At 48.3% G+C, this 22,455-nt stretch carries 24 protein-coding genes; 15 read left to right on the top strand and 9 right to left on the bottom strand.

The features are described from left to right. The first annotated feature begins 222 nt into the window (after window positions 1–222). Window positions 223–867: a hypothetical protein gene (locus KFF03_RS10540; protein ID WP_255856855.1), complete on the top strand. Its 645-nt coding sequence runs from the start codon at window positions 223–225 to the stop codon at window positions 865–867. A 52-nt stretch (window positions 868–919) separates the two neighbouring features. Continuing rightward, entirely contained in the window at window positions 920–1,762 is an 843-nt protein-coding gene (tcdA, locus tag KFF03_RS10535) for a tRNA cyclic N6-threonylcarbamoyladenosine(37) synthase TcdA (protein WP_255856854.1), read from the top strand. 23 nt (window positions 1,763–1,785) lie between these two features. Here tcdA and KFF03_RS10530 read toward each other — a convergent pair whose 3' ends face one another. Together KFF03_RS10530 and KFF03_RS10525 are read right to left on the bottom strand one after the other, a co-directional pair. After that, the gene (locus KFF03_RS10530; protein ID WP_255856852.1) at window positions 1,786–2,901 is read right to left on the bottom strand and encodes a nucleoid-associated protein; all 1,116 of its coding nucleotides are present in this window, start codon (window positions 2,899–2,901) and stop codon (window positions 1,786–1,788) included. 36 nt (window positions 2,902–2,937) lie between these two features. Beyond that, window positions 2,938–3,480, bottom strand: coding sequence for an adenine phosphoribosyltransferase (locus KFF03_RS10525; RefSeq protein WP_255856851.1), 543 nt, complete (start codon window positions 3,478–3,480; stop codon window positions 2,938–2,940). A gap of 244 nt (window positions 3,481–3,724) precedes the next feature. Between KFF03_RS10525 and KFF03_RS10520 the strand changes: the two genes are divergently transcribed. From KFF03_RS10520 to KFF03_RS10495, 6 genes are all read left to right on the top strand, one after another. Next, window positions 3,725–5,017, top strand: coding sequence for an NCS2 family permease (locus KFF03_RS10520; protein WP_255856850.1), 1,293 nt, complete (start codon window positions 3,725–3,727; stop codon window positions 5,015–5,017). A gap of 161 nt (window positions 5,018–5,178) precedes the next feature. Then, window positions 5,179–5,445 (top strand): hypothetical protein, encoded by a 267-nt coding sequence (locus tag KFF03_RS10515; protein WP_255856849.1) that lies wholly within the window; start codon window positions 5,179–5,181, stop codon window positions 5,443–5,445. 68 nt (window positions 5,446–5,513) lie between these two features. Continuing rightward, window positions 5,514–6,068, top strand: a complete 555-nt coding sequence (locus tag KFF03_RS10510) for a glutathione peroxidase (RefSeq protein WP_255856848.1) — start codon at window positions 5,514–5,516, stop codon at window positions 6,066–6,068. A gap of 42 nt (window positions 6,069–6,110) precedes the next feature. Further along, on the top strand, window positions 6,111–7,373 hold the full coding sequence (locus KFF03_RS10505) for a DEAD/DEAH box helicase (protein WP_255856847.1): 1,263 nt from the start codon (window positions 6,111–6,113) through the stop codon (window positions 7,371–7,373). A gap of 81 nt (window positions 7,374–7,454) precedes the next feature. Next, a complete protein-coding gene (locus KFF03_RS10500) occupies window positions 7,455–8,108 on the top strand; it encodes an XRE family transcriptional regulator (RefSeq protein WP_255856846.1) in 654 nt (217 codons plus the stop codon). 23 nt (window positions 8,109–8,131) lie between these two features. Beyond that, window positions 8,132–8,644, top strand: coding sequence for a YgjP-like metallopeptidase domain-containing protein (locus KFF03_RS10495; RefSeq protein WP_255856844.1), 513 nt, complete (start codon window positions 8,132–8,134; stop codon window positions 8,642–8,644). 10 nt (window positions 8,645–8,654) lie between these two features. Here the strand turns inward: KFF03_RS10495 and KFF03_RS10490 are convergent, their stop codons facing one another. Both KFF03_RS10490 and KFF03_RS10485 read right to left on the bottom strand, forming a co-directional pair. Beyond that, window positions 8,655–9,314: a nitroreductase gene (locus KFF03_RS10490; RefSeq protein WP_255856843.1), complete on the bottom strand. Its 660-nt coding sequence runs from the start codon at window positions 9,312–9,314 to the stop codon at window positions 8,655–8,657. A gap of 177 nt (window positions 9,315–9,491) precedes the next feature. After that, window positions 9,492–10,991, bottom strand: coding sequence for a leucyl aminopeptidase (locus KFF03_RS10485; RefSeq protein WP_255856842.1), 1,500 nt, complete (start codon window positions 10,989–10,991; stop codon window positions 9,492–9,494). A gap of 100 nt (window positions 10,992–11,091) precedes the next feature. Here KFF03_RS10485 and lptF point away from each other — a divergent pair, with 100 nt between their 5' ends. The 3 genes from lptF to KFF03_RS10470 all read left to right on the top strand — a co-directional run bounded on the left by lptF (window position 11,092) and on the right by KFF03_RS10470 (window position 14,217). Next, complete coding sequence (lptF, locus tag KFF03_RS10480; RefSeq protein WP_255856841.1) at window positions 11,092–12,162, top strand: LPS export ABC transporter permease LptF; 1,071 nt, start codon at window positions 11,092–11,094, stop codon at window positions 12,160–12,162. Continuing rightward, window positions 12,159–13,238, top strand: a complete 1,080-nt coding sequence (gene lptG / locus KFF03_RS10475) for an LPS export ABC transporter permease LptG (protein ID WP_255856840.1) — start codon at window positions 12,159–12,161, stop codon at window positions 13,236–13,238. Before lptF ends, lptG begins: the two co-directional genes overlap by 4 nt. A gap of 94 nt (window positions 13,239–13,332) precedes the next feature. Further along, a complete protein-coding gene (locus KFF03_RS10470) occupies window positions 13,333–14,217 on the top strand; it encodes a hypothetical protein (RefSeq protein ID WP_255856839.1) in 885 nt (294 codons plus the stop codon). Window positions 14,218–14,283: 66 nt separating this feature from the next. Here the strand turns inward: KFF03_RS10470 and KFF03_RS10465 are convergent, their stop codons facing one another. Genes KFF03_RS10465 through arsC form a run of 4 tightly spaced genes read right to left on the bottom strand, consistent with a single transcriptional unit; the run spans window position 14,284 to window position 16,124 of the window. Further along, window positions 14,284–14,730, bottom strand: coding sequence for a YtoQ family protein (locus tag KFF03_RS10465; RefSeq protein WP_255856838.1), 447 nt, complete (start codon window positions 14,728–14,730; stop codon window positions 14,284–14,286). 42 nt (window positions 14,731–14,772) lie between these two features. After that, window positions 14,773–15,162, bottom strand: coding sequence for a DUF2069 domain-containing protein (locus KFF03_RS10460; RefSeq protein WP_255856837.1), 390 nt, complete (start codon window positions 15,160–15,162; stop codon window positions 14,773–14,775). After that, complete coding sequence (gene wrbA, locus KFF03_RS10455) at window positions 15,163–15,774, bottom strand: NAD(P)H:quinone oxidoreductase (protein ID WP_255856836.1); 612 nt, start codon at window positions 15,772–15,774, stop codon at window positions 15,163–15,165. Continuing rightward, the gene (gene arsC, locus KFF03_RS10450) at window positions 15,774–16,124 is read right to left on the bottom strand and encodes an arsenate reductase (glutaredoxin) (protein WP_255856835.1); all 351 of its coding nucleotides are present in this window, start codon (window positions 16,122–16,124) and stop codon (window positions 15,774–15,776) included. The genes wrbA and arsC overlap by 1 nt, the downstream gene beginning before the upstream one ends. A 122-nt stretch (window positions 16,125–16,246) precedes the next feature. Between arsC and KFF03_RS10445 the strand changes: the two genes are divergently transcribed. The 4 genes from KFF03_RS10445 (at window position 16,247) to KFF03_RS10430 (ending at window position 20,595) form a co-directional block, all read left to right on the top strand. Then, complete coding sequence (locus KFF03_RS10445; RefSeq protein ID WP_255856834.1) at window positions 16,247–17,500, top strand: YihY family inner membrane protein; 1,254 nt, start codon at window positions 16,247–16,249, stop codon at window positions 17,498–17,500. 19 nt (window positions 17,501–17,519) lie between these two features. Then, window positions 17,520–18,896 carry a DUF3422 family protein gene (locus tag KFF03_RS10440; protein ID WP_255856833.1) on the top strand — a complete coding sequence of 459 codons (1,377 nt, stop codon included), beginning with the start codon at window positions 17,520–17,522 and terminating at the stop codon, window positions 18,894–18,896. Window positions 18,897–19,046: 150 nt separating this feature from the next. Continuing rightward, window positions 19,047–19,721, top strand: coding sequence for a hypothetical protein (locus KFF03_RS10435; RefSeq protein ID WP_255856832.1), 675 nt, complete (start codon window positions 19,047–19,049; stop codon window positions 19,719–19,721). Window positions 19,722–19,761: 40 nt separating this feature from the next. Next, window positions 19,762–20,595 carry a DUF6268 family outer membrane beta-barrel protein gene (locus tag KFF03_RS10430; protein ID WP_255856831.1) on the top strand — a complete coding sequence of 278 codons (834 nt, stop codon included), beginning with the start codon at window positions 19,762–19,764 and terminating at the stop codon, window positions 20,593–20,595. A gap of 34 nt (window positions 20,596–20,629) precedes the next feature. Here the strand turns inward: KFF03_RS10430 and KFF03_RS10425 are convergent, their stop codons facing one another. Beyond that, window positions 20,630–22,438, bottom strand: coding sequence for a DUF885 family protein (locus KFF03_RS10425; RefSeq protein WP_255856830.1), 1,809 nt, complete (start codon window positions 22,436–22,438; stop codon window positions 20,630–20,632). Window positions 22,439–22,455 lie beyond the last annotated feature (17 nt).

Below are 22,455 nucleotides of genomic sequence, written 5' to 3'. Positions count from 1 at the left end.
CCTTGTTCTGGCTTCCTCAGAAACATTTTTCAATAGCCTGCATGGACATTGCTGAAATACCTATAAGTTTGTCATTTTTGTGCCATCCGATTGACGTAAGTTCTGTATATTCCGCCAAAAAAACAATATGGTGGTTAAACGTTAACTGAATCACAGTTAATTGTTAGGTGATACCGTATGTTGTGAACCTATTGAATCGTCGTTCAAATCTGAGGTGTATTAATGAACGCAATCAAAGCTTTGTGGTTAGTGGTTGGCTTGTCGTTATCGTCAGTTGCCAGCAGTGCAGAGCTGAAGGGAGTCGGCTTTTTTGAAACATTAGACAAACCCTGGTTTGCGACAGCACTGTACGTGCAGCCAACGGAGGATTCTGCTGCAGAGTCTCAAATCTTACCGGAACGTCTTGAATTCAAGGTAGTGGAAGACAAAATCAGTCAGCGTCGTTTCCGTCAATTATGGATGGATGTGATGGCGGTCGTAACGGATCAATCGGTGTTTGTTGGCCAGGACTTTGAGCACTTTATGACAGCGTTCAAAGGGGCTCTGCAGAAAAATGACCTGATTGTTCTGGCCCAGGAAGGTGAGTTTGTTTCTTTGACCATCAATTATCATGAACATGCACGTTTGTCAGCGGATTTTCTTGGAGATATGGTGGCTGTATTAACGGCGCGTATTGCCCCGATTCCAGAATTGAAGCACGGTCTGATGGGCACGCTGCCACGATCTGAATTACAAACGATTCAGCAGGCTTTTGATAGCGGTGAGCCCAGCTTACGTCGTATTTCTCAAACTGCACGTTGGTTGCGTAAAAAACCTCAGGTGGCCTCTCAGAAGTCCCAGTTAATTGCTGCCACCCCTTCGGTATAAATGCCATTCTGATATACTGCGCTATCTGATGTTTCCTGCTGTTGAGACCCTGATGAGCGCAGTACCTCCTGAATCTTCTCCTGTTTTATCACCTGCCAGTTTATCTCATGACTATCTGGACCGTTTTGGTGGCATTGGCCGTTTATACGGTGCTGATGGCTTACTGCGTCTACAGCAAGCACACGTATGTGTGGTGGGAATTGGTGGTGTAGGTTCTTGGGCTGCGGAGGCATTGGCTCGCTCCGGCATTGGTGAAATCACGCTGATTGATATGGATGATATTTGTGTCACCAATACCAATCGTCAGATTCATACGCTGAATAATACGGTGGGTCAGTTAAAAACAGATGCGGTTGCTGAGCGCCTGAAAGCTATTCATCCGGATATTGTGGTGCATTCCAAAATGGCGTTTGTTACCGCCAATAATCAGCAGGAGCTGATACATCCAGGTATGGATTATGTGATTGATTGCATTGATAGCGTAAAAAATAAAGCGGCACTGATTGCACACTGTAAACGTAATAAAATCCGTATTATTACAACCGGTGCTGCGGGAGGGCAGAGTGACCCGACCCAGATTCAGATTGGTGATTTAAATAAGACCTTTAATGATCCGCTGGCGCGCAAAGTACGTTCTTTGCTGCGCCGGGAATATAATTTTTCACGCAACCCTTCGCGTAATTATTCCATTCCTTGTGTGTTTTCTACCGAGCAGTTGTCGTATCCGCAGCCGGATGGCAGTGTGTGCCAGACCAAATCCTTCGCTGGTGACAGCACTCGACTGGATTGCTCCTCCGGCTTTGGTGCCGCGACTATGGTCACGGGCACCTTTGGTTTTGTTGCAGCTTCCCGGGTAGTTGAACGGATTGCCAAAAATGCCGGTAAAAAAAGCTGAAACATTTTTCAGCTTTTAAACGATTAGTCAGAGCTGTCGCGTGATTTCAGTTGCTTGACCAGTGATTCCGGCAGCTTATTGATCTGCAGGCGGTTATTGACGCCATCAAAAACAATATCCTGCTCCAGCATGGCAGCGGAAAAACTCAGGCTGATGTCTTTGTTTTTACCGCTGTAGCGAATAAAACTTTTTAATTTCTTACGATCCGGAATTAATTCCGTTTTAATCGCTTCGGCGACATCGGTGGTGGATGCCCCTTGTTCTGCCATTTGCTCGGGTGTGAGTGCCGGCTTGCTGGCCTGGCGTTCTTTTTGTCTCTCAACAATATAGTGTGAGAAGTCTTCGCCGCTGCGGGATTCTGGCTTTGACTCCATTTGTGATTCAACGTAATCGGCCAGATCGGTGAAATCGACCGGCTCGCCACGTTTGTCTTGCTCCATGCAATAATCAACCACTTTGCTTTTGTATTCGTAGCTTTGTTCAGCCGGTAAGTTCTGGCTGAATTCGTCAACAATCTGCAAAAACTCTTCGGTTTCGGCGGCGGTATCCAGTGTATCGGTAAACCCAACAAATTCTGCAAATTGGTTCTGAGTTGGTTTGTCGGAGCGGCCGTAGCTGAACGTGATGTACTTAGCTTCTTCCTGTATCAGCCAGTCGGTCAGATTCAGCATCATGCCAAAGCCGGTATTGGAAAAATCAATGTAGTGCGTTTCAGTTAAGGTCATGTCGGCATTAATCGACACACTGGTTTTGCGGCGCAGGTGGAACAGGTACAGGCGATCACTGTCGGCCAGTTCTTCATAGATAAAGGCCAGATAACCATCGATGGCAAATTGGGTATTATCCAGGCTGTTAGCAAAGTGCTGACTGATACGCCGGGTCAGGGCCAGAAAGCTCTGGCGCTCGCCTTTCCAGTCCTGAATCTGAGCACGCACCAGTGTGACTTCCGGGTGAAAGGCACCATAACGCTTGCTGCCGCGTTGTGTCAGGATGCCTTTCAGCTGGCTGGTGGCCTGAGAATAAAAGCGCTCACTTTGTTCGTTATCGAGGTCCGCTTCGTGCTCACTGCATTGCAATGTGGCCGCAGGATCGTTGCTTTCTTTGCTGATGTGATGAGTCACAAAGTGGCGAATAGTCATTGGCTTTGCTCAAAGGTAAAGAGTTGTTTGGTTTGCTTACAGGCCGTCAAATTCACAGATGGCGTAGACATCAAAACCCGCTTCACGCAGTTTGCTGCCACCTTTTAAGTCTGGCAAATCAATAATGGCCGCTGTTTCCACAACTTCAGCGCCGAGTTTACGAACCAGCTCACAAGCCGCCAGCATGGTGCCTCCGGTGGCGATTAAATCGTCCATTACCAGTACGCGGTCTCCGGCTTTAAAGGCATCGGTGTGTAATTCAATGGTGGCACTGCCGTATTCGAGGTCGTAATCCTGAGTCACGGTTTCAAAGGGTAGCTTTCCTTTTTTACGAACCGGAACCAGGCTCAGGCCCAGCTCGTATGCCAATGGCGCGCCCAGAATAAAACCGCGCGCATCGATTGCGGCGATGGCATCCAGTTGCATTCCCTGATAACGGTGAACAAAGCTGTCGATCAGCATGCGAAATACCTGAGCGTCTTGCAGCAGGGGCATAATGTCGCGAAACATGACACCTTCTTCTGGCCAGTTCGGTACGGTACGAATGGCATCTTTAATTTCCTGACTGTAGCGGCTCATGAATGGCTCCGGGTGTTACTTGTAAACAAAGCGGCGTAGTTTAACTGACGGCGGTGCTCGCGTCTGCCTGAGTATCTCGGCAAATTGCAATAATTGAACAAATCCTGCCAAAGTGGTCAGGAAAATACGTTTGGCTCTTGGTGATTTGCTACGTTCCGTTATATTCTCCGGCCAAGGTCAGACCACAGTCCGGCTTTTTCAGGACAATCGTGGTGTTAAATATTAATCATCTGAGTAACCTTCCATGCTCGAGAAACTCTTCCAGCTGACTCGTTTCGGCACCAATCCAAAAACTGAAATCCTGGCAGGGGTAACAACCTACCTCACCATGGCCTATATCATTTTTATTAATCCAGCAATGCTGGCCGATGCCGGGATGGATCACGGAGCCGTGTTTGTAGCGACATGTGTCGCGGCCGCTATTGGTTGTTTTATCATGGGGTTATGGGCCAACCTGCCGGTCGCGTTGGCTCCGGGTATGGGTCTTAATGCTTTTTTCACTTACGGCGTTGTGCTGGGTATGGGCCACAGCTGGCAAACCGCATTGGCCGCTGTATTTTTCTCGGGGCTGATTTTTATTGCGCTGAGCTTATTTCAGGTGCGGGAATGGATCATCAATGCGATACCGGCGACGCTTAAAAAAGCCATTGCGGCGGGTATTGGTGCTTTCCTGGCGTTAATTGCACTGAAAAATGCCGGTATTGTGGTTGATCATCCGGCAACGTTGGTGAGCCTTGGTAAGTTGGGTGACTTTGGTCCGGGCATGGCGCTGGTGGGCTTCTTTATGATTATTGCGCTGATTCAGCGTAATGTGCCGGGCGCCGTGATGTTATCCATCTTTGCGGTGACACTGATCAGCTTGTTGGCGGGGCAGGTGGAATACACGGGTGTGGTATCTGCGCCACCATCTCTGGCGCCAACCTTTATGCAAATGGATCTGGCAGCGGCCTTTGATCTGGCCATGGTCAGTGTGATCTTTGCTTTTCTGTTTGTTGATTTGTTTGATACTTCCGGAACTCTGATTGCGGTGACTCAGCGTGCCGGACTGGCTGAGCAGGATGGCAAGGTTCCACGTTTGGGTCGGGCATTACTGGCTGATAGCTCGGCGACCGTTGCGGGTGCAGCATTGGGTACTTCAACCACGACCAGTTATATTGAATCCGCGTCCGGTGTGGCAGCGGGTGGTCGTACTGGTCTAACCGCAGTAACCGTGGGTGTGTTGTTCCTGCTGAGTATCTTCCTGGCGCCACTGGCAGGCATGATTCCGGCTTATGCAACCGCCGGTGCCATTTTTTATGTGTCGGTATTGATGATGTTCACGCTGAAAGAAGTGGAGTGGGACGATTTAACCGAAGCGGCTCCGGTTGCTGTGGTTTTGTTACTGACACCGCTGACGTTCTCGATTGCACACGGTGTAACGCTGGGTTTCATTACCTATGCCGGTGCCAAACTGTTAGGTGGCAAAGCACATGAGTTAAATACCAGTGTGATGGTGATTGCAGGCCTGTTACTGGCGAAAATGATCTTTGTTGGTTAAAAAATAGAGGCGGTCGTATTTTGTTGAGGGACTGAGCAAAATACGACTTTCTCATGGCACATATGGCCCGAATTAATCGAACTGTGTCGCAAAATTACCTTCAGGGCCCATCGGCATCCTTTTATAATTAGAAAAATATCAATTCGAAAGGATTCGACCTTATGATGACTGCCAACATGTTTGGTGAGTTAACAAACAGCCTCTGGTGGCTTTTTCCGGTACCAGTGCTGATAGCTATGGTGTTTACTCCATGGTTTAAAGAGCATGTCTTAAAAAAACTCCACGCCTCGACATCTGAAGAAGAACCCGGTATCGACCCATTGGTGGCCTCATGGATAGAACCTGCTAATCCTGAGAGGGTTTCTCATAATATTGTGAGTACAAAACAGGCTGACCATCAAGCGGTGACAAAAGAGACGGTCGTTTGATGTTGTTCATCGCTGGTGACATCGATCAATCTGTTGTATAAGGTGTGTATAGTTTTGGAGGTCGATTTATGAAGCGTTTTCTGAGAATAAATACCCTTGTTGTTGCCGGTTTGATCAGCCAGCTATCCTTCGCACAAGGCGAATCTGGCCAGTGCCCGGACATCTTCCAGCACAAAATGAAGCAACTGCACAGTTCAAAGATCCTCGACTTATGTGAGGTTTCTGCGGGCAAGCCCGTGTTATTAGTGAATACCGCCAGTCATTGTGGCTTTACCGATCAATTTGGCGACCTTGAAGCGATCCATCAGAAGTATAAAGATCAAGGCCTGGTGGTGATTGGTGTGTCATCTGACTCGTTCGACCAGGAAGACAAAGACGAAGGCAAAGCGGCTGAGATTTGTTTTAAAAACTTTGGCGTCAGCTTTACCATGCTATCGACTGTACCGGTTCGTGGTGATCAGGCCCATCCTTTATTCCAAGAGGTGGCACGCCAGGATGTGGCGCCTAAATGGAATTTTTACAAATACCTGATTGATCGTGATGGAAACATAGTGGATTCCAACTCCAGTTTCACTTTACCCGATGATGACGATATTGAAGCGTTATTAGCGGCTGAGAGTTAATCATGTGGTAATCTGCGCGCTTTCACTCTGAAAGCGCCGGTTATGACTTTTTCTTTTTCCCAGCTGAGTCCCGTTTTACAACAAGCGTTACAAGCGCTGAATTACACCCAGCCGACTCCTATTCAGCAGCAGGCCATTCCTGTTGTATTGTCGGGTAATGACGTGATGGCAGGAGCGCAAACCGGTACCGGAAAAACGGCGGCGTTTGCTTTGCCGATCCTTGATAAGCTGCTACAGCAAGCACCATCGTCTGATTCTTCTGAAGTGCCTCCTGATAGCCTGGTTAGGGCGCTGATTCTGGTACCGACCCGGGAACTCGCACAGCAAGTGCATCAAAGCTTTGAGCAATACGCACAACATTCGTCGTTGAAGGTTGGTCTGGCGTATGGTGGTGTGAGTCTCAATCCACAACTGGAGGCACTGAAACAAGGCGTGGATATATTAGTTGCCACGCCAGGGCGGCTTCTGGATTTTTTATTTAAAAAAGCCGTCAATCTCGATGCGTTAAACACGCTGGTGTTTGATGAGGCCGACCGCATGTTGGATATGGGGTTTATGGATGAAATTCAGCAGATTCTGAAGCGCCTGCCAAAAGAGCGACAGACGTTATTATTTTCCGCTACTTTTAGTGACGAAATTTTTAAACTCAGCAAACAATTACTTAGCGATCCGAAGCTGATTGAGGTGGATGCCCGCAATACCGCCGCAACCACGGTTGAGCAAAAAGTGTATGTTGTGGATGCCGACCGCAAGCGCGAACTGGTGTCTCATTTGATCGGCAGTAAAAACTGGCATCAGGTATTAATTTTTGTCAAAACCAAGCAAGGCGCGGATGCTTTGGCGGCAGAAATGTGCAAAGACGGGCTGGTCACCAAGGCCATTCATGGAGATAAATCTCAGGGTGCCCGGGAGCGTGTTTTAGAGGAATTCCGCAGTGGTGATACCCGGGTGCTGGTGGCAACCGATGTGGCGGCACGTGGTATTGATATTCCGGCATTAAATACCGTGATTAATTTCGATTTGCCCTATATTGCCGAAGATTATATTCATCGTATTGGCCGTACCGGGCGGGCAGGGCAAACGGGGCTGGCGATTACTCTGATGAGTTTAGGGGAAGAATATCTGCTGGAAGAAATTGAGGTCATTCTCGATGAGCGTTTGCCACAGCAATGGCTGGAAGGTTACGAGCCGGATTTAACCAAAGAAATTCCTGAGAATCGTAAAAATACCCGTGCTGCGCAAAAGCGTAGGGCCAAACAACGCGCCCATGGCCAATCCACTGGCAAGCGCCGCCGTCGAAAATAATCCATCCGCGGGCTGGTTATGCGCTAGTCGCCAAGTATAATCGCCCGCCTTTCTATTCGTTGTGCAGGCATTGGAGTTTTTATGTCGCTGGCTTATCGCTTTCAAACCGTTGTTGATCAACTGGCCGGAGGCAATAAAAAACAATTCGCAGAAATGACCGGCAAATCCGCGTCTCATATTTACCGGATTTGTCGAGGTTCTGGTCGCCCATCGATGGCGTACCTGCAAGATCTTTACAACGAGTACCGCATTGATATCACCTGGCTGTTAACCGGCGAACAAAATGACGGCGCTAACCCGGCGGGTGTGCTTAACCCGGGTGATCAGGTACTGGCCCCCATGTTTGATGTTAAAGCCAGTGCCGGTAGTGGTACGCTGGCCGATTCTGAAGGTGTTGAAGATTATTTCACCTTTAATAAATCGTTTTTATCTCGCCAGCTGGGTGTAAGTGGTGAACAACTGGCCTTTGTCACCGTCGACGGTGACAGTATGGAACCCACCTTGTGTGACGGCGATCAGGTGCTGGTGGATATGACCCAGCGCCATGTTCGTAATAATGCCGTGTATTTATTAAACAGCGAGCAGGGGTTGCTCACCAAACGTCTGAAGCAGCAGGGTAATCAGCTGACCGTTGAAAGTGATAACCGTGATTATCCGGCCTGGGAATTAGATTTAACGGCACTGAAAGATAACCCGGTATTGGGGCGCATTGTCTGGTCAGCCCGGGCTTGTTAAAGCTAAATTGATAATGGATTGTGATGATGGCGTTGAAATACATTCAGCATTACCCGGAACATTTAACTCGTCAGGTTCAGCAGCTGCTGGATGAGGGGGCGTTAGGTAAGGCACTGAAAAAACGTTACCCGCAATGTCATGCGATTCGTAGCAATAAAGCCTTGTACGAATATACCATCGAGCTGAAAAATCGTTATCTGCGAAAATCGGCTCCGTTAAGCAAGGTGGAATTCAGCGATAAAGCACCGGCCTATAATGCGTTGGGTTTGCACAAGCGTATATCCCGTGCCCACGGCGGTAAATTAGTGGCGAAAAAAGAAATTCATATCGATAATCGCTTTCGTGAAATGCCGGAAGCTTTTTTGCGTATGATTGTGGTTCACGAATTGGCGCATTTAAAAGAACTTGAGCACAACAAAGCCTTTTACCAGCTTTGTTGTCATATGGAGCCGGATTATCACCAGCTTGAATTTGATTTGCGGGTTTGGTTAACCTGGCTGGAGTGCTCAAATCAAGCGTGTTCAAATCAAAAATAAAAAGGATGTTTTATAAAAACGTTACCGCGTCACTCAACTCCGCACGATCCGTACGCGCTTTGTTTGCATCAGCATTATCGTCGGCATAACCAAACGACATACCAAATAAAATTCCTTGTTCTTCCGGCAGATTTAAAAATTCACGTATCGGCCCTGGGAATTGCCCCAGTGCACCTTGCATGCAGCTATCAATGCCGCGTTCTTTAAGTAATAACGTCAGGGTTTGGGCGTAAATACCAATATCTACTGCGCCCATAATGTCGAGGTATTTATCCATGGTGAAAAAGGCAACGTGGGGTGCATCAAAAAATGCCCAGTTGCGCAACATCGCCATATTACGTTTCATTTTGTCGTCACGTTCAATCCCCATTGAACTGTATAACGCATTGGCTGAGCCAAACTGACGTTCACGGTGAATACCCTGATAAGCAACTTTCCAATTGAAGTCGGGCTCGGGTGGTTGTTGTTTCATCACCTCAGCAATTAATTTGTTTTTTAACTGATCTTTTTTCTCGCCTGAAAAAACATAGGTCTGCCAGGGTTGTACATTGCAGTTTGAGGGAGATTTTTGTGCCAGTGCAAACACTTCTTCAAGGATCTCTGAATCAATGGGGTCTTTTTTAAAGGCGCGGGTTGAAGATCGGCTATTAAGAATGTCGCTGAGTGCCATTTGAATATCCTGTGTTTTATTTGTTTTTTTAAATGATGGTTGCTTTAAATTGATCGGTTAACGGGATGGTAACAGCCGATTAAAGCAAAAAAAGTGTGCAGATGTGACAGAAAAGGTGTGAAAACAACTCAGGGTCAAGCTAGCAGCCCTGAGTGTTTCGTAGTTGGTCTGGTAAGCTTATTTCGCCAGCAAATAATTCACCAACAATGGAACCGGACGGCCGCTGGCACCTTTGCTTTTGCCTGCGCCACCCCAGGCAGTACCGGCAATATCCAGATGCGCCCATGGCGTGCCTTCGGTGAAACGAGCCAGGAAGCAAGCGGCGGTGGTTGCGCCTGCCAGTGGCCCACCAATATTCGCCATATCGGCAAAGTTGGTGTCCAGCAATTCCTGATAGTCGTCTTCCAGTGGTAAACGCCAGACTTTGTCGTTGGAGTAACGCGCTGCGCTCTGCAGCTCATCCGCCAGGCTTTCATCCTGAGTGAATAAACCAGAATTCACCCCTCCCAAAGCTGCCATGCAAGCACCGGTTAAGGTGGCGATATCAACGATAGACGCCGGCTTGAAGTGATTGATGCCGTAAGTCAGAGCATCACACAACACCAGACGACCTTCGGCATCGGTATTAAGAATTTCGATGGTTTTGCCTGATAAGCTGGTGACCACATCGCCGGGTTTGGAGGCATGGCCAGCGGGCATGTTTTCGGCACTGGTGATCATGCCAATAATGTTCTGCTTCGGTTGCAGCGCAACCATGGCCTGCATCGCACCTAATACGGATGCGGCACCACACATGTCGTACTTCATTTCATCCATTTTGGCGCCCGGCTTCAGGCTGATGCCGCCGGTGTCAAAGGTAATGCCTTTACCCAGAATCATATGCGGTGCTTCATCGGCGTTATCCGCACCCTGGTATTTCATGATGATCAGTTTGCCCGGCTCGATAGAACCCTTGGCCACTGAGACAAACGCACCGGCACCCATGGCTTCCATCTGATCTTCGTCGATGATGATGGTTTCGACGTTGGCATTGTCAGCCGCCAGTTTCTCGGCTTCTTCCGCCAGATAAGATGGCGTACAGATATTGCCCGGCAGGTTGCCTAAATCGCGGGCGTAGTTGACGCCTTGTGCAACCGCTTCACCTTTTTCTAAACTGCTGCTGACATCATCACCCAGCCAGATCAGAGTGTCGGCTTGTTTCGGTTGTTCTTCCGCTTTGGTCTCAGTTACAGGCTTAGTCGCGGTAAAACGATATTGCGCGCGGCCAAACGCCATGGCGGTTTGTTCCGCCCACCAGGCTTCGTTCAGGGTGTTATCGGCCAAATGAGCGAGGCTTACCGCCACGCTACCGGATTGTTTGCTGGTAGCGCTGGCAATGGCGTCCAGCACCTTGATGGCCGAGGTGGTGCTCAGTGCTTTATCGCTACTCTCAGCTTCAACCCCGGTACCAACCAACAGCACACGGGCAGCGCTGATGCCAGCGACGCCGGGCAGCAATAAGGTTTCGGCCAGTTTGCCGCTGATGTCTCCGGCTTCGACGCGCGCCTGTAAAAAGCCATTGCTGGCGCTATTAATTGCTTGTGCCGCGTCAGATAACTTGCCTGACTGGTCGAGAGTGACGACAATACAGCTCGCCTGAACGTCGGCGGCAGCATTGTTGGAAACCTGATATTGCATATATGCTCCTGCAGGGGTCTTAGATAGAAATAAGCTAAACAGTATAGATGCTGTCAGTTTTTTGAAATACAAGGGTATCGGTAAAGAAGGGTTATTGGTTTTGATTTTATTTCGTTATCTGGCAAGGGAATTAGCCAGCTCTATGGTGGCCGTGACATCCGTGCTGCTGATGATTCTGATGAGTGGTCGTCTGATTCGCCAACTGGCGTCCGCCGCAGCCGGAGAAGTCTCACTGGAGATTGTCTTTTTTACCCTGCTGTTACGCCTACCATCGTTTCTGGAGATGATTCTGCCACTGGCATTATTTATTTCCATTCTGCTGACGTACGGGCGCTTGTACGCCGAAAGTGAAATGACGGTATTAACTGCTACCGGCTTTTCTAACCTGAAACTGCTGGGTTACACCATGATTCCGGCAGCAGCACTGACATTGATTGTGGCCAGTTTTACCTTGTTTCTCAGTCCCTGGGGGGCGCAGAAAATGGAAGATCTGTATAAAAAGCAATCACAACTGACCGAGTTTGAATTATTAGCCCCGGGGCGTTTTCAGAGTACCGAAAAGGGCAGCCGGGTGACGTACGCCGAAAGTTTATCCAGTGATAAATCAGAAATGCGCCGGGTGTTTATTGCCGATGGCGAAACCTTATTGGTTGCTGAGCGCGGTACTCAATACGTCAGTGATGAAACCGGTTCGCGCTTTTTAGAACTGCATAATGGCCGCCGTTATGATGTACCGCTAGGTCAGCTGAATATTCAGAGTTTAGATTTTGGTTTGTACGGAGTGAAAATTGCCGATGAACCGGAAGAACGCCGTAAGCTGCGTAAAGAAGCGGTGCCGACTCAGGATCTGATTGGCTCGGCGGATAAAAAACATCAGGGACAATTACGCTGGCGTATTTCTCTGATTCTGATGGTGCCGATCGTCACCCTGATTGCGTTTTCCTTATCGAAAGTAAATCCGCGCCAAGGCAAGTTCGCCAAGTTGTTTCCGGCCATTGTGCTGTTTATGGTGTACATCTCGCTGATGATAGGCCTGACCGGCATGATCGAAAAAGGCAAAATCCACCCGGATGGGGCTATTTGGGGGCTGCATTTACTCTATCTGGCCATTGGTGTTGGGTTATTAACCATTCCGGAAATGTTACGTCGTCATAAGGTGAAGCAGTTATGAGATCCGCCAGCATGAGACGACTCGACAGCTACGTTGGCCGCAACGTGTTATTCGCCACGCTAATGGTGGTTGTAGTCATTATTGGCCTGGATGCAGTCTTTGCTTTGGTTGACGAATTAGGGCGATTAAAAGGCAGTTATCAGTTTGTTGAAGCACTGCAGTTTATTGGGATGCGCCTGCCACGCCGGGCTTATGAATATATGCCGATGGCCTGTTTAATTGGCTGTTTAGCTGGATTGGGCTCGATGGCCGCCAACAGTGAATTAACCGTGATGCGCGCCGCCGGTGTATCGGTGACACGCATTATGCTGGCGGTGATGAAGCCGGTTCTGATACTGATGGTGATCAGCATGCTGGTGGCGGAATATGCTATTCCCTCGTTAGAGCGTATTGCTCAGTCGCAACGAGCGGTGGCTCAAGGCAAGGGGGAAACCCACTCTAATAAAGGGCGCGGTTACTGGCACCGGGAAGGCAACGAATTTATGCGTTTTAACGCCATTGAACCTAATGGTGTTCTGCACGGCGTGACCTTGTACGAATTTAATGAAGATGCTGAATTGCAGCGCATTCGTACTGCCAATCGTGCAATTTACCAACGTCGCCACTGGCAAATGGAACAGGTCACCGACGTGTATATCGACGACGATGCTACTCGTCGCGAACAGTTTGATTCACTGGATTGGGAAACCGATTTAACCCCACAAAGCCTGAGCGTGGTGATGGTGCTACCACGCGATATGTCGATTTCTGGGCTGTACCAATACACCCGTTACTTATCCGAGCAGGGCTTAAATGCAGATAATTATTTGCTGTCGTTCTGGCGCAAAGTCACGCAGCCGTTAGGCACCTTTGCTTTAGTGATTCTGGGTATCTCCTTTATTTTTGGCCCGCTGCGGGCGGTCACACCTGGACAGCGGATTTTCTCCGGTATTCTGGTGGGGCTGGTCTACAAATACGCCGAGGAACTACTGGCACCCGCCAGTATTGTGTTTGGTTTTGAGCCGATCTGGGCGAGTATTATTCCGATTGCTGGTTGTTTTGCGGTTGGGGTGTTGATGCTGAGGAAGGCGGGGTAGGGGTGAAGCTGTCTTAGCTTAATTCATACTGCTCATATTGAGTTGTCAAATTATTTGATAAATCTAGGCCTTTTAAGAAACAGGGATGTATACGATGAAACAAAATCCATTTTCTTTTTATGATTTTTTAGGGTATCTGATTCCAGGTGCGGTGCTGATATATACCCTTTTCTATGTGTTTAATATTGATCTCTTTAAAATACTGCAGCTGGGAGCGGGTCATAGCTCGGTAGCATCTCAATTTTTAAGCTATATTCCTGGTGTCATTGCTGCATATTTGCTTGGTCATGTTTTGGCAATTGGCTCATCTGCCGTTGTTGAGTCTTTTTGTAACTTCACAAATGGCTATCCGTCAGAATATTTGTTTGCTGTTTCTGCTAATGAGTATTTGCATAAGGACTTGGCTACTTACGAAGAATTTAAACGGATTTGTTTGTGGCTTCTTGTGTTGCCTGTTTCTTTTCTAGATATGATTTTAAATAAATTCCTTAAAATAAAGAGTTTTGGTCAGGCTAAAGAGTTACCTAGAGGTCTAAGATTGGTCGTTTTTGATAAATGTTGTTTTCTATTGAAAAATAAAATTTCAATTGATGTCTCTAAGCTAAATATTGAGCGTGGAATAGATGGTGATTACCTGAGATTGTTGTACCACTATGTATATGAAAACTCTGGTCGTCACGCAAATAAATTGCAAAATTATGTTGCTCTTTACGGTTTGACTAGGAATGTTTCATTTGTATTTGTTTTGTCTTTCTGGTTTTCAGTTTATGCTTTTTTTTCTGAGTATGATGGAGTTGGAGTGCTTCAGATCTATAGTTTTTCTGCTCTTTCCTATATTTTTTATTTGGGATTTGTTAAGTTTAATAGGAGGTTTAGCTTGGAAACAGTGATGGCTGCAAGTATTCTGGTTGAAGTTGATCCGCCTAAGCGTTTTCTGTTTTCTAGGAAGGTTGGTTCTTATTGTTGCTCGAAATTTTAGTGGGAAGGCCGGGCTGTCTTGCTGAGCCAACCCAGCAAAACCCCCGGCTTTTATCTGCCTTAATAATTAACCATCACGATTAATATATTTCAGAATCTCAACCACTTGCTCCGGTGTTTCACACACGGCCATCGCCGCCGCATCCACTTCTTTTAATGGGTGAGTCAGCGACGGATCGTGCTGAACGATCACAGACTTGCCTAACGCTGCGGCGTAACCCGCATCAAAAGCGGCATTCCACTGTTTGTATTTATCGCCAAAGCGAACCACAACAATATCCGCGTCAGCAATCAGCTTGCGGGTACGCACGCCATTAATTTTTGCGGCTTTATGATCTTTCCAGAAGTTATTATCTTCTTTACCTAAAATCTCATCACCGCAGTCATCGGAGGCCGCATGATTGGTATTCGGGCCAGTCAGTTCAACCTCTAATCCAGCTTCTTTTACGCCGTTAGCAATATCATCACGCCAGTCGGTGTGAATTTCTCCGGATAAATAAACCGATAATTTCATCGTTGGATCTCTCTTATCATTTTTTAAATTTTTGATTTGGCGCTAGCGCTCGTCCACTTTTTTCCAGCGGGTAAATAACATACTGCTGATAAATAAGGCGATGGTAGAAAGCACCATGCCCCAGCCCCAGAGGGATGCGCCCGGGGTAAATGCCAGTAATACCGCCAGGATAAAATACAGCATGGAAACATAACTCAACCAGGCAGCTGATTTATGAGAGCGACTGAAAAATCCCGGAACAAACAGCAGCAACGGCAGAATTTTAAATAACCAGATGCCAAGACCGGAGGCGAGAAAAATCAGGCCGGAGTCAATGCTCTCAGGCGCGTCGGAAAATGTCTCTGCCAACAGAATCACCACGGTTACCAGATAACTGCTGAGCATCATGGCGTAGGCGGTAAGGGTGTTTTTACTTTCAGCTTTGCGGGTCATTTATTCAGCCTCATGCGGCAGTAACTTCTGCGCCAGTCTGGCAACACGCAGGCCTTGTGCGCGGCACAGGGCAATTTCGGTTTCGCTCAATTCATGGCTGTTATCCGCACCTGCCCAGTGACTGGCACCGTAAGGCGTACCACCGGCCTGAGTCTGGGTTAAACCGGCTTCGCTGTAGGGAATGCCCGCGTAAATCATGCCGTGGTGCAGCAATGGCATCAGCATGGTCAGCAGGGTACTTTCCTGGCCGCCATGTAACGACGACGAAGACGTAAAGGCGCTGGCGGGTTTGTCGATTAAAGCGCCGGTCAGCCACAGGTTTGAGGTGGTTTCGAGGAAATATTTCAGCGGAGCAGCCATATTGCCAAACCGGGTTGGACTGCCAAGCACCAGCCCTGAGCAGTGTTTCAGGTCGTCCAGCGAGCAATAAACAGCACCGGTTTCCGGCACGGGCGGCGCGCTGGCTTCACATTCCGGAGAAACCTCGGGCACACAACGCAGTCGCGCCTGCATGCCACTTTGTTGTTCAACACCGCGGGCAATCTGCTGCGCCATTTGTGCGGTTTTGCCATGGCGGCTGTAATACAGCACCAGAACGTAGGCGTCGCTCATTAGAGAATCTCCAGCACTTGCTCGGGTGGACGGCCGATACGTGCCTGGTCGCCATTAATCACAATCGGGCGTTCGATCAGCTTGGGTGAGGCGATCATGGCGGCAATAATGTCATCGTCGCTTTTGCTCTGGTCGGCCAGATTATGCTCTTTGTAAGCATCTTCTTTGGTGCGTAATAATTCGCGGGCGGAGATGCCCAGCTTGCTCAGCACCTGTTTCAGTTCATCAGCGCTTGGAATATCTTTCAGGTATTCAATAATGCCCGGTTCAATTCCCCGTTCCTGTAATAGCGCCAGTGTCTGGCGGGATTTTGAACAGCGTGGGTTGTGATAAATCTGGATGTCGCTCATGCTGGTGCACCTTATCTTATGGCTCAGTCTGACGTGTTCGGTATCAGTTCGGTAAAAACGCATATCAGTATATCATTGCCGCCTGAACATCGTGAGTACTGGAATTTCTGAAAAGGACCACCATGGATCGTTTATTTCGTTCATTTTATCGGACTATTTCACATCACAGCCGTGTGTGGCTGCAATTACTGCTGGTCAGCCTGAAACGCTTTGAGCAACAACAACGTCGCCGGGATGCTGCGGCGATGACGTACACCACCTTATTTGCCTTAGTCCCCGTAATTACCGTCAGTTATTCGGTGTTAAGTGCCATTCCGGCGTTGCAGAACTGGGGTGAGGATGTGAACCAGCAGCTGCTGGGTTACGTGTTGCCGCAGGGTAATGAAGTGATCAGCGATTATCTGACACGTTTCAGCCAGCAGGCACGCAAACTCACCTGGATTGGCGTGGCTGTATTATTTATTACGGTATTGCTGTTATTACGCACGATTGAAGAGCAATTTAATCGCATCTGGAATGTTAAACAGTCGCGCTCGGGTGTGGCGGTATTTTTGCGTTATTGGGCCATTTTAAGCCTGGGGCCGTTATTTTTTGGTGCTGCCTTTGCGACCTCCTCGCTGATTGCAGCGGCACCTTTGTGGGCGGATGCGACACAACACATTCCGGATATTGCCCGATTATTACCCTGGTTTTTCAGTGCAGCTGCATTAATGGCACTGTATTTATTGGTGCCGAATTGCAAAGTGCCGTGGCAACACGGGTTATTTGCAGCACTTTTTGTGGCAACGGTATTTGAAACAGCAAAGTACGTGTTTGGGCAAATTATTGGATTATTCCCATCCTATCAGCTGATTTATGGCACCTTTGCGGCGGTGCCTCTGTTTCTGATCTGGGTGTATTTCAGCTGGAATTTAGTGATTTATGGCGCGGAATTAAGTTTTAATTTTGGCCATATTAACCGCCGGGAAGCGCAGGGCCAGACATTATTATTGCGATTAAAAGTGATTGAAGCGCTGGTTAATGCTCAGCGTCGGGCGGAGCCTTTATCGCAGGCTCAGCTAGAGCAACAAACCCGTGCGTTTAATGCCCGCGATATTGATCAGTTTTTGCAGTTAGCACGATACAAACACTGGTTGTTGGTGTCCGAAGAGGGTGGTTTATGCTGGTTGCCAGACCCTCAGCAGCAGGCGATGGCTGAATTATTGGCCGACCTGCCGCTACAGCAGTTAACCTCGGCTGCGACACACGGTAGTGAGGTAGAGAAACCGATTCACAATTGGCAGCAGGCCTTGATGGAGCGCATGGAATCTCAGGTTAATCAGCCGATTGCTGGCTTCATCACAATGAATACCGATAGAATGCCGCCAAAATCTTAACGGAGTTAAGGAAAGGACTATGAAACACGCCATACAGGACGTGCTGACCGACAAGACGGAAGACAATGCACCGGATATTGGTGCGTCATCTCTGACACTGAAAGTGCACCCGTGGCGCTCATCATTATATGAAGAGCTGCATAACCGACCATCGCCGATTATTCATGGCAACTGCCAGGTTGCACACTTTACCGTGTTGTTAAATGACAATCGCGAAGCCTTGCACGAGCATGTGGTGGATTTGTGTAAGCGTTTTTGTGTTCCGGCACCGGGCCCTGAATCGTCCTGTTTGTATCAGGATTTTGGTGGTTTTGAATTGCGCTGGGAACGCCATCTGGAATTTTCCAACTTCACTTTTATCTGTCCGGATGTCGAACCATTTTCGGCCGATGCACTGAACTTTATTCCCAAAGACTGGCTCGCCAGCTTACCTGGAGAGCTGGTGGTGGCGGTACAGATGGCAGTGATTGATCAGCCGCCAACCGAGCAGCAACGCCATCTTTGGTTAGAAGGTCAGCGTGCCTCAGGCTCCCAGGTGGCCGATAGTCGTGCCGAAGTCTGGACGGCGTTTAAACTGCATAATGATGGTTTTGGCCGCATTATTACCTGCAATAATGAACTGACTCCTTATCAGATGGGGCGTTTGGTTCAGCGACTGTTTGAGCTGGAAACCTACCGTTTGATGTCGTTAATGGCGTTGCCAGTGGCACGTAAGCTGGGTGGCGAACTGGGTCGTATCGAAGATGGTCTGGCGCGCTTAAACGAAAGTATTTCTGATATTGAAGCCGATAAAGACGAGCGTACTCTGCTGCAGGAATTGTCGATGTTGGCGGCGGATGTGGAAGGGCATCGCTCGAATACCAACTTCCGTTTTTCGGCTGCCGTGGCCTACCACGATTTGGTACGTGACCGGCTTGATCAGCTGCGAGAAACCCCGATTAACGGGGTGCAGAGTTTGCGTGAATTCCTCGAACGACGCTTAACGCCGGGTATTAAAACCTGTAATTCGGTGCGTGACCGGTTGGAAGATTTATCCCGTCGTATTCACCGCACGACCAGTATGTTACGTACCCGGGTGGATTTATCCATTCAGGAGCAAAATCAGTCGTTGTTGTCGTCGATGGACCGTCGTAGTCACTTGCAATTGCGCTTGCAGCAAACGGTTGAAGGACTGTCGGTAGTGGCGATTGGTTATTATATTTTGTCGCTGCTGGAGATTGGTTTTGATGGCCTTAAAGCCGCGGGCATGGAATCGGTGAATTCCGATTTATTAAAAGGTATCGCTTTACCTGTGGTGCTCGGAGCTGTCTATTTTGGTGTACACAGCTTGCGCAAATACATCACCAAAGACACCAATAAACTGAATGCTGAAAAAACGTCGGCCAATTCAGACTGAATGAAAGCGGCAAACACTGGTTATCCATTGGCCGATGTTTGCCGTTTTTTGATGGTTTCTTTCTTGAGATTTCGGTAAATCCCTCCCGCTGAATCGACTGGCCTGTTAATTGCTGATCAGAACATTATTGTTTTAATCAGGTACACAGGTATGGATATTAATCCAGACGCTTCTGGTCCGGGTTCTGCCGGGCGACTGAATTCATTGTCTGCTGGCTCTACCCAGCGGGATATCTCTGAAGAAACGGCCGCCAGGCGTTTTATCGACCAGCTGAACAGCAGCAATGTTGACCGTGTGTCTCTGTCTTATAAATCCCGGCAGCTGCATTCCATTCAGGCGGAATTTTTTTCTGGCCCGATTCGCTCCGATCAGATTCCTGAACTGACTCAGCGTTTGTTTGAGGGGGGATTGCTTAGCTCTAGCGAGTATCAGCAACTGGGTGGCGTGTTACCCAATCAAAAAATCTCCGCCGTTTCCGAGTCTGTTCATTTTCTTAATCGTTTTATTCTTGATGAGTCGGTCGATGGTGACAGTGAAGGTGCTAAATCCTTGTTAAAAGCCCTGTCCGTTATCGAAGGCATGAACTTACCCAGCGATGCGGATCGCCGTGCTCAAGAGAAAGAAGCGCTCAAATACGTATCGGCTTATACCGAAATGCTCAAGGAAACGGGCGCTCCGGCCGATATTGTTGAAGGGTTCGAAAATGTTACTGAGGTTTTGCAGGCGTTGGATACGGTTCGTACCAATGAAGCAAAAACCGGTGCGCTGGCCAGTTATGCCAGCGTTGAAGACACGCATAAAGAATTATTTAACAAGCAAGGCTGATAAAAGCATGTTGATGATGGGTAATCAGACGAAAAATATTATGCGACATGGCATTGCTGTGCTGGCGCTGCTCGTGAGTGTACCGCTGATGGCAAATACGGCGGGTTTGTTGGTGACATCTGAAGGGCCAGGGTCGCCAGATTCTGGCGCAGGTGATGAGTTTTCCAGCTCTCAGATCAGCCTGACGTTGCCGCTTGAAGATCGGGGTAGTCGTCAGGAGAAGGTACGGACATTTATTCATCTGGATCAAACCAAGTTTGATCTTAAAGGAACCACGCTGGGACAGAGTGAATATTACTGGTTGTCGCTTCCGCTGCAGTATCAACAGCGTCGCAGCCGTGAAACGGAATTTCTGGTCAATGCTGAAGCTGGGTTAATGACGGACCTGAAAAAGATTGAATCCGATGCTTTGGCCCTGAATCTCGAATTGTATGGCCGTCGTTATCGCAGCAAAGGCAGCTTCTGGCAATATGGCCTGGTGGTTGACCGTTCTTTTGGTGATTATAAACCTCGTCCGGCGTTAGCCTTTTCCTGGAATGCGACCCGGCATACACAGATGTTACTTGGTTTCCCCCGGACAAAAGTCACGACGCGCTGGAGTCAGCAATTATCGTCGTTTTTGCATATTCGTCCAGCCGGTGGAGTCTGGCGTGAAGAAATTGATGGCCAAAGCAAATTGGCCAGTCTGAGTTACCGAAACTGGCGTTTTGGCGTGGGCGGCGAGTTCCACTGGCGTGGTCACTTGTGGTTAACCGGAGAAATTGGACAGACGCGATTGCGCACGATTGAAGGGCGGGATGCAGCTAATGCGAAAGTGACCAGCCGCCCGGGTGATGACAGTTATAGCCAGATTGGCATTCGGGTTCGCTTTTGAACCCGTTTGTTCTGTCGTTGGTCTTAACCCGTCGTTAATCCAGCAAATACTGTTCCGCGCTGAATGCCGGAACAGCGCCCAGTTTTAACCACTCCGTCATCAAAACAGACAGATCGAAATCTGCGTTTCTTTGCTTTGCCTTGTCGATTAATAATTCAATGTTCTGGTAGCCACTGACAGGGCGTACAGCGATAGCCGGATTGTGTCTGACGTTATGAAGTTGTTGCTGCATTTCAGGTTCATTGACGGAACTGTTTTGCTGCATAAACATTACTGCCTGATCTGTTGTCCAGTTGAGCCCGTGTATACCCACATCGGTGATGGCTAACGCCAGTTCGTCGATGATTTGTTGATGCATTAGCAGCTGCCGCTTATCTGTGAGCTGTTGTGTGTTGTCTGCAGCCAATTGCAGAGCCATTAAACGCCAGCCGTCATTAAACTCGGCCACAGGAGCCTGACGGCGAAATAACGGAAGCTGTTCGTTTTCTTCAGCCAATGCGTACTGAATAAATTGCCCCGGGACACCATACATCATGTTGTTTGTTTCGATGTCGTGGCTGTTCATGGTCTGAAATAAAAAACGCTGATCGGCCGGATAAATGGACTGCAAAGGCAAAGATTGTTGCGGGATATCTGTCAGGTAATAAGGCAGCTCTGCCGCTAACTGTTGCAGCGATTGATGTTGAAAACCCTGGCGTTTTTTTAATGACAAATCAGGATCGGATGACTCAAATCGTTGTGCTTCGCCAGCAAACCAGCTTAATGCTGGTTTTAGTTGTGATAGTGCGTTTTCAGGCTTAGCGGGTTCCACCGGGTTAAACCCGGATGTTTCCGCAAGTTTTATAAATTGTTGCTGATGGTCACTGAGTTGTTGTGACAGCTGCTGGAATAATTGATTGGCATCCCGGTTTGATTCCGAATGATGCGCCAATAACAGTTGATAATAACGCATGCCCTGAGGTTGTTGGTTGAGTGCAATGGTCTCCGGAGCAATTTTCGCCAGGCGGTTAAACTCGTTGGCTAATGCTTGATAAGACGGCTGTACTTTTCTGGTCAGCGCTTTATACAGTTTGTTTTGCAGCACTTTTTCGGAAGAAGCGTACAGCGACAGTCGTGCGAGTTTGCGGTTAAAGTCCTGCCACAGTTCGCTGTTGCGAACATTAATTTTCTGATATTGATCGCTGTACTGTTGCGCGCGCAGCTGATTTTTCAGCAATAATGCTTTTTCTGAGATAACACCTTGTTGTTCGCGCCACTGTAATAATTCTTGCCAGCGTTTAAACAGCTGCGGCAGTGCTTCAACCCGATCAATATAATCGTGTGCATCTTCCACCTGCTGAATCGGGTGATGGTTCAGCAAAATATCCTGACTGATGACCAGCCAGTTATTGATGTCGGTGAGTGGTTCTTGCAGGTGCATCAGAGGGAAGGTCAGCAGTTCAAATTCGACCTGATTTAATAGTGTCTGGTAGCTGACTTTATTTTGCTTATCGAGCGCTGGTTCTTCGATCGTTTGCAGGCGCTGATGGAAGTTCTGTAACTGGTCGTTTTGATTCTGGCGCGTTTCCAGTGAGATATCATCCCAGTCAAACTGTTCCGGATAGTCTAAACGACTGGCTAATACCGGGCTTTGTTCAATACGCCAGTCACTATATTCGGCAAATATCGCCATTGCCTGTTGGTTGTACTGCTGTTTTTCTGCGGCGCTGTACTCTTTTACGGGCAGATCTTCAATCGCTGGTTCATTGCTCTTAGTCGATAATGACTGGCATCCGGTCAGTGCGCTCAGGGCAATCGATGCGCTACACAACAGCAGCGTTAGTTTTGCAGATACAGTGGGCATATTCACTCGTCAAAGAA

The sequence above is a fragment of the Bacterioplanoides sp. SCSIO 12839 genome (assembly GCF_024397975.1).
In the GTDB taxonomy this organism is placed as follows: Bacteria; Pseudomonadota; Gammaproteobacteria; order Pseudomonadales; family Oceanobacteraceae; genus Bacterioplanoides.
This window is presented reverse-complemented; position numbering and strand designations above follow the sequence as displayed.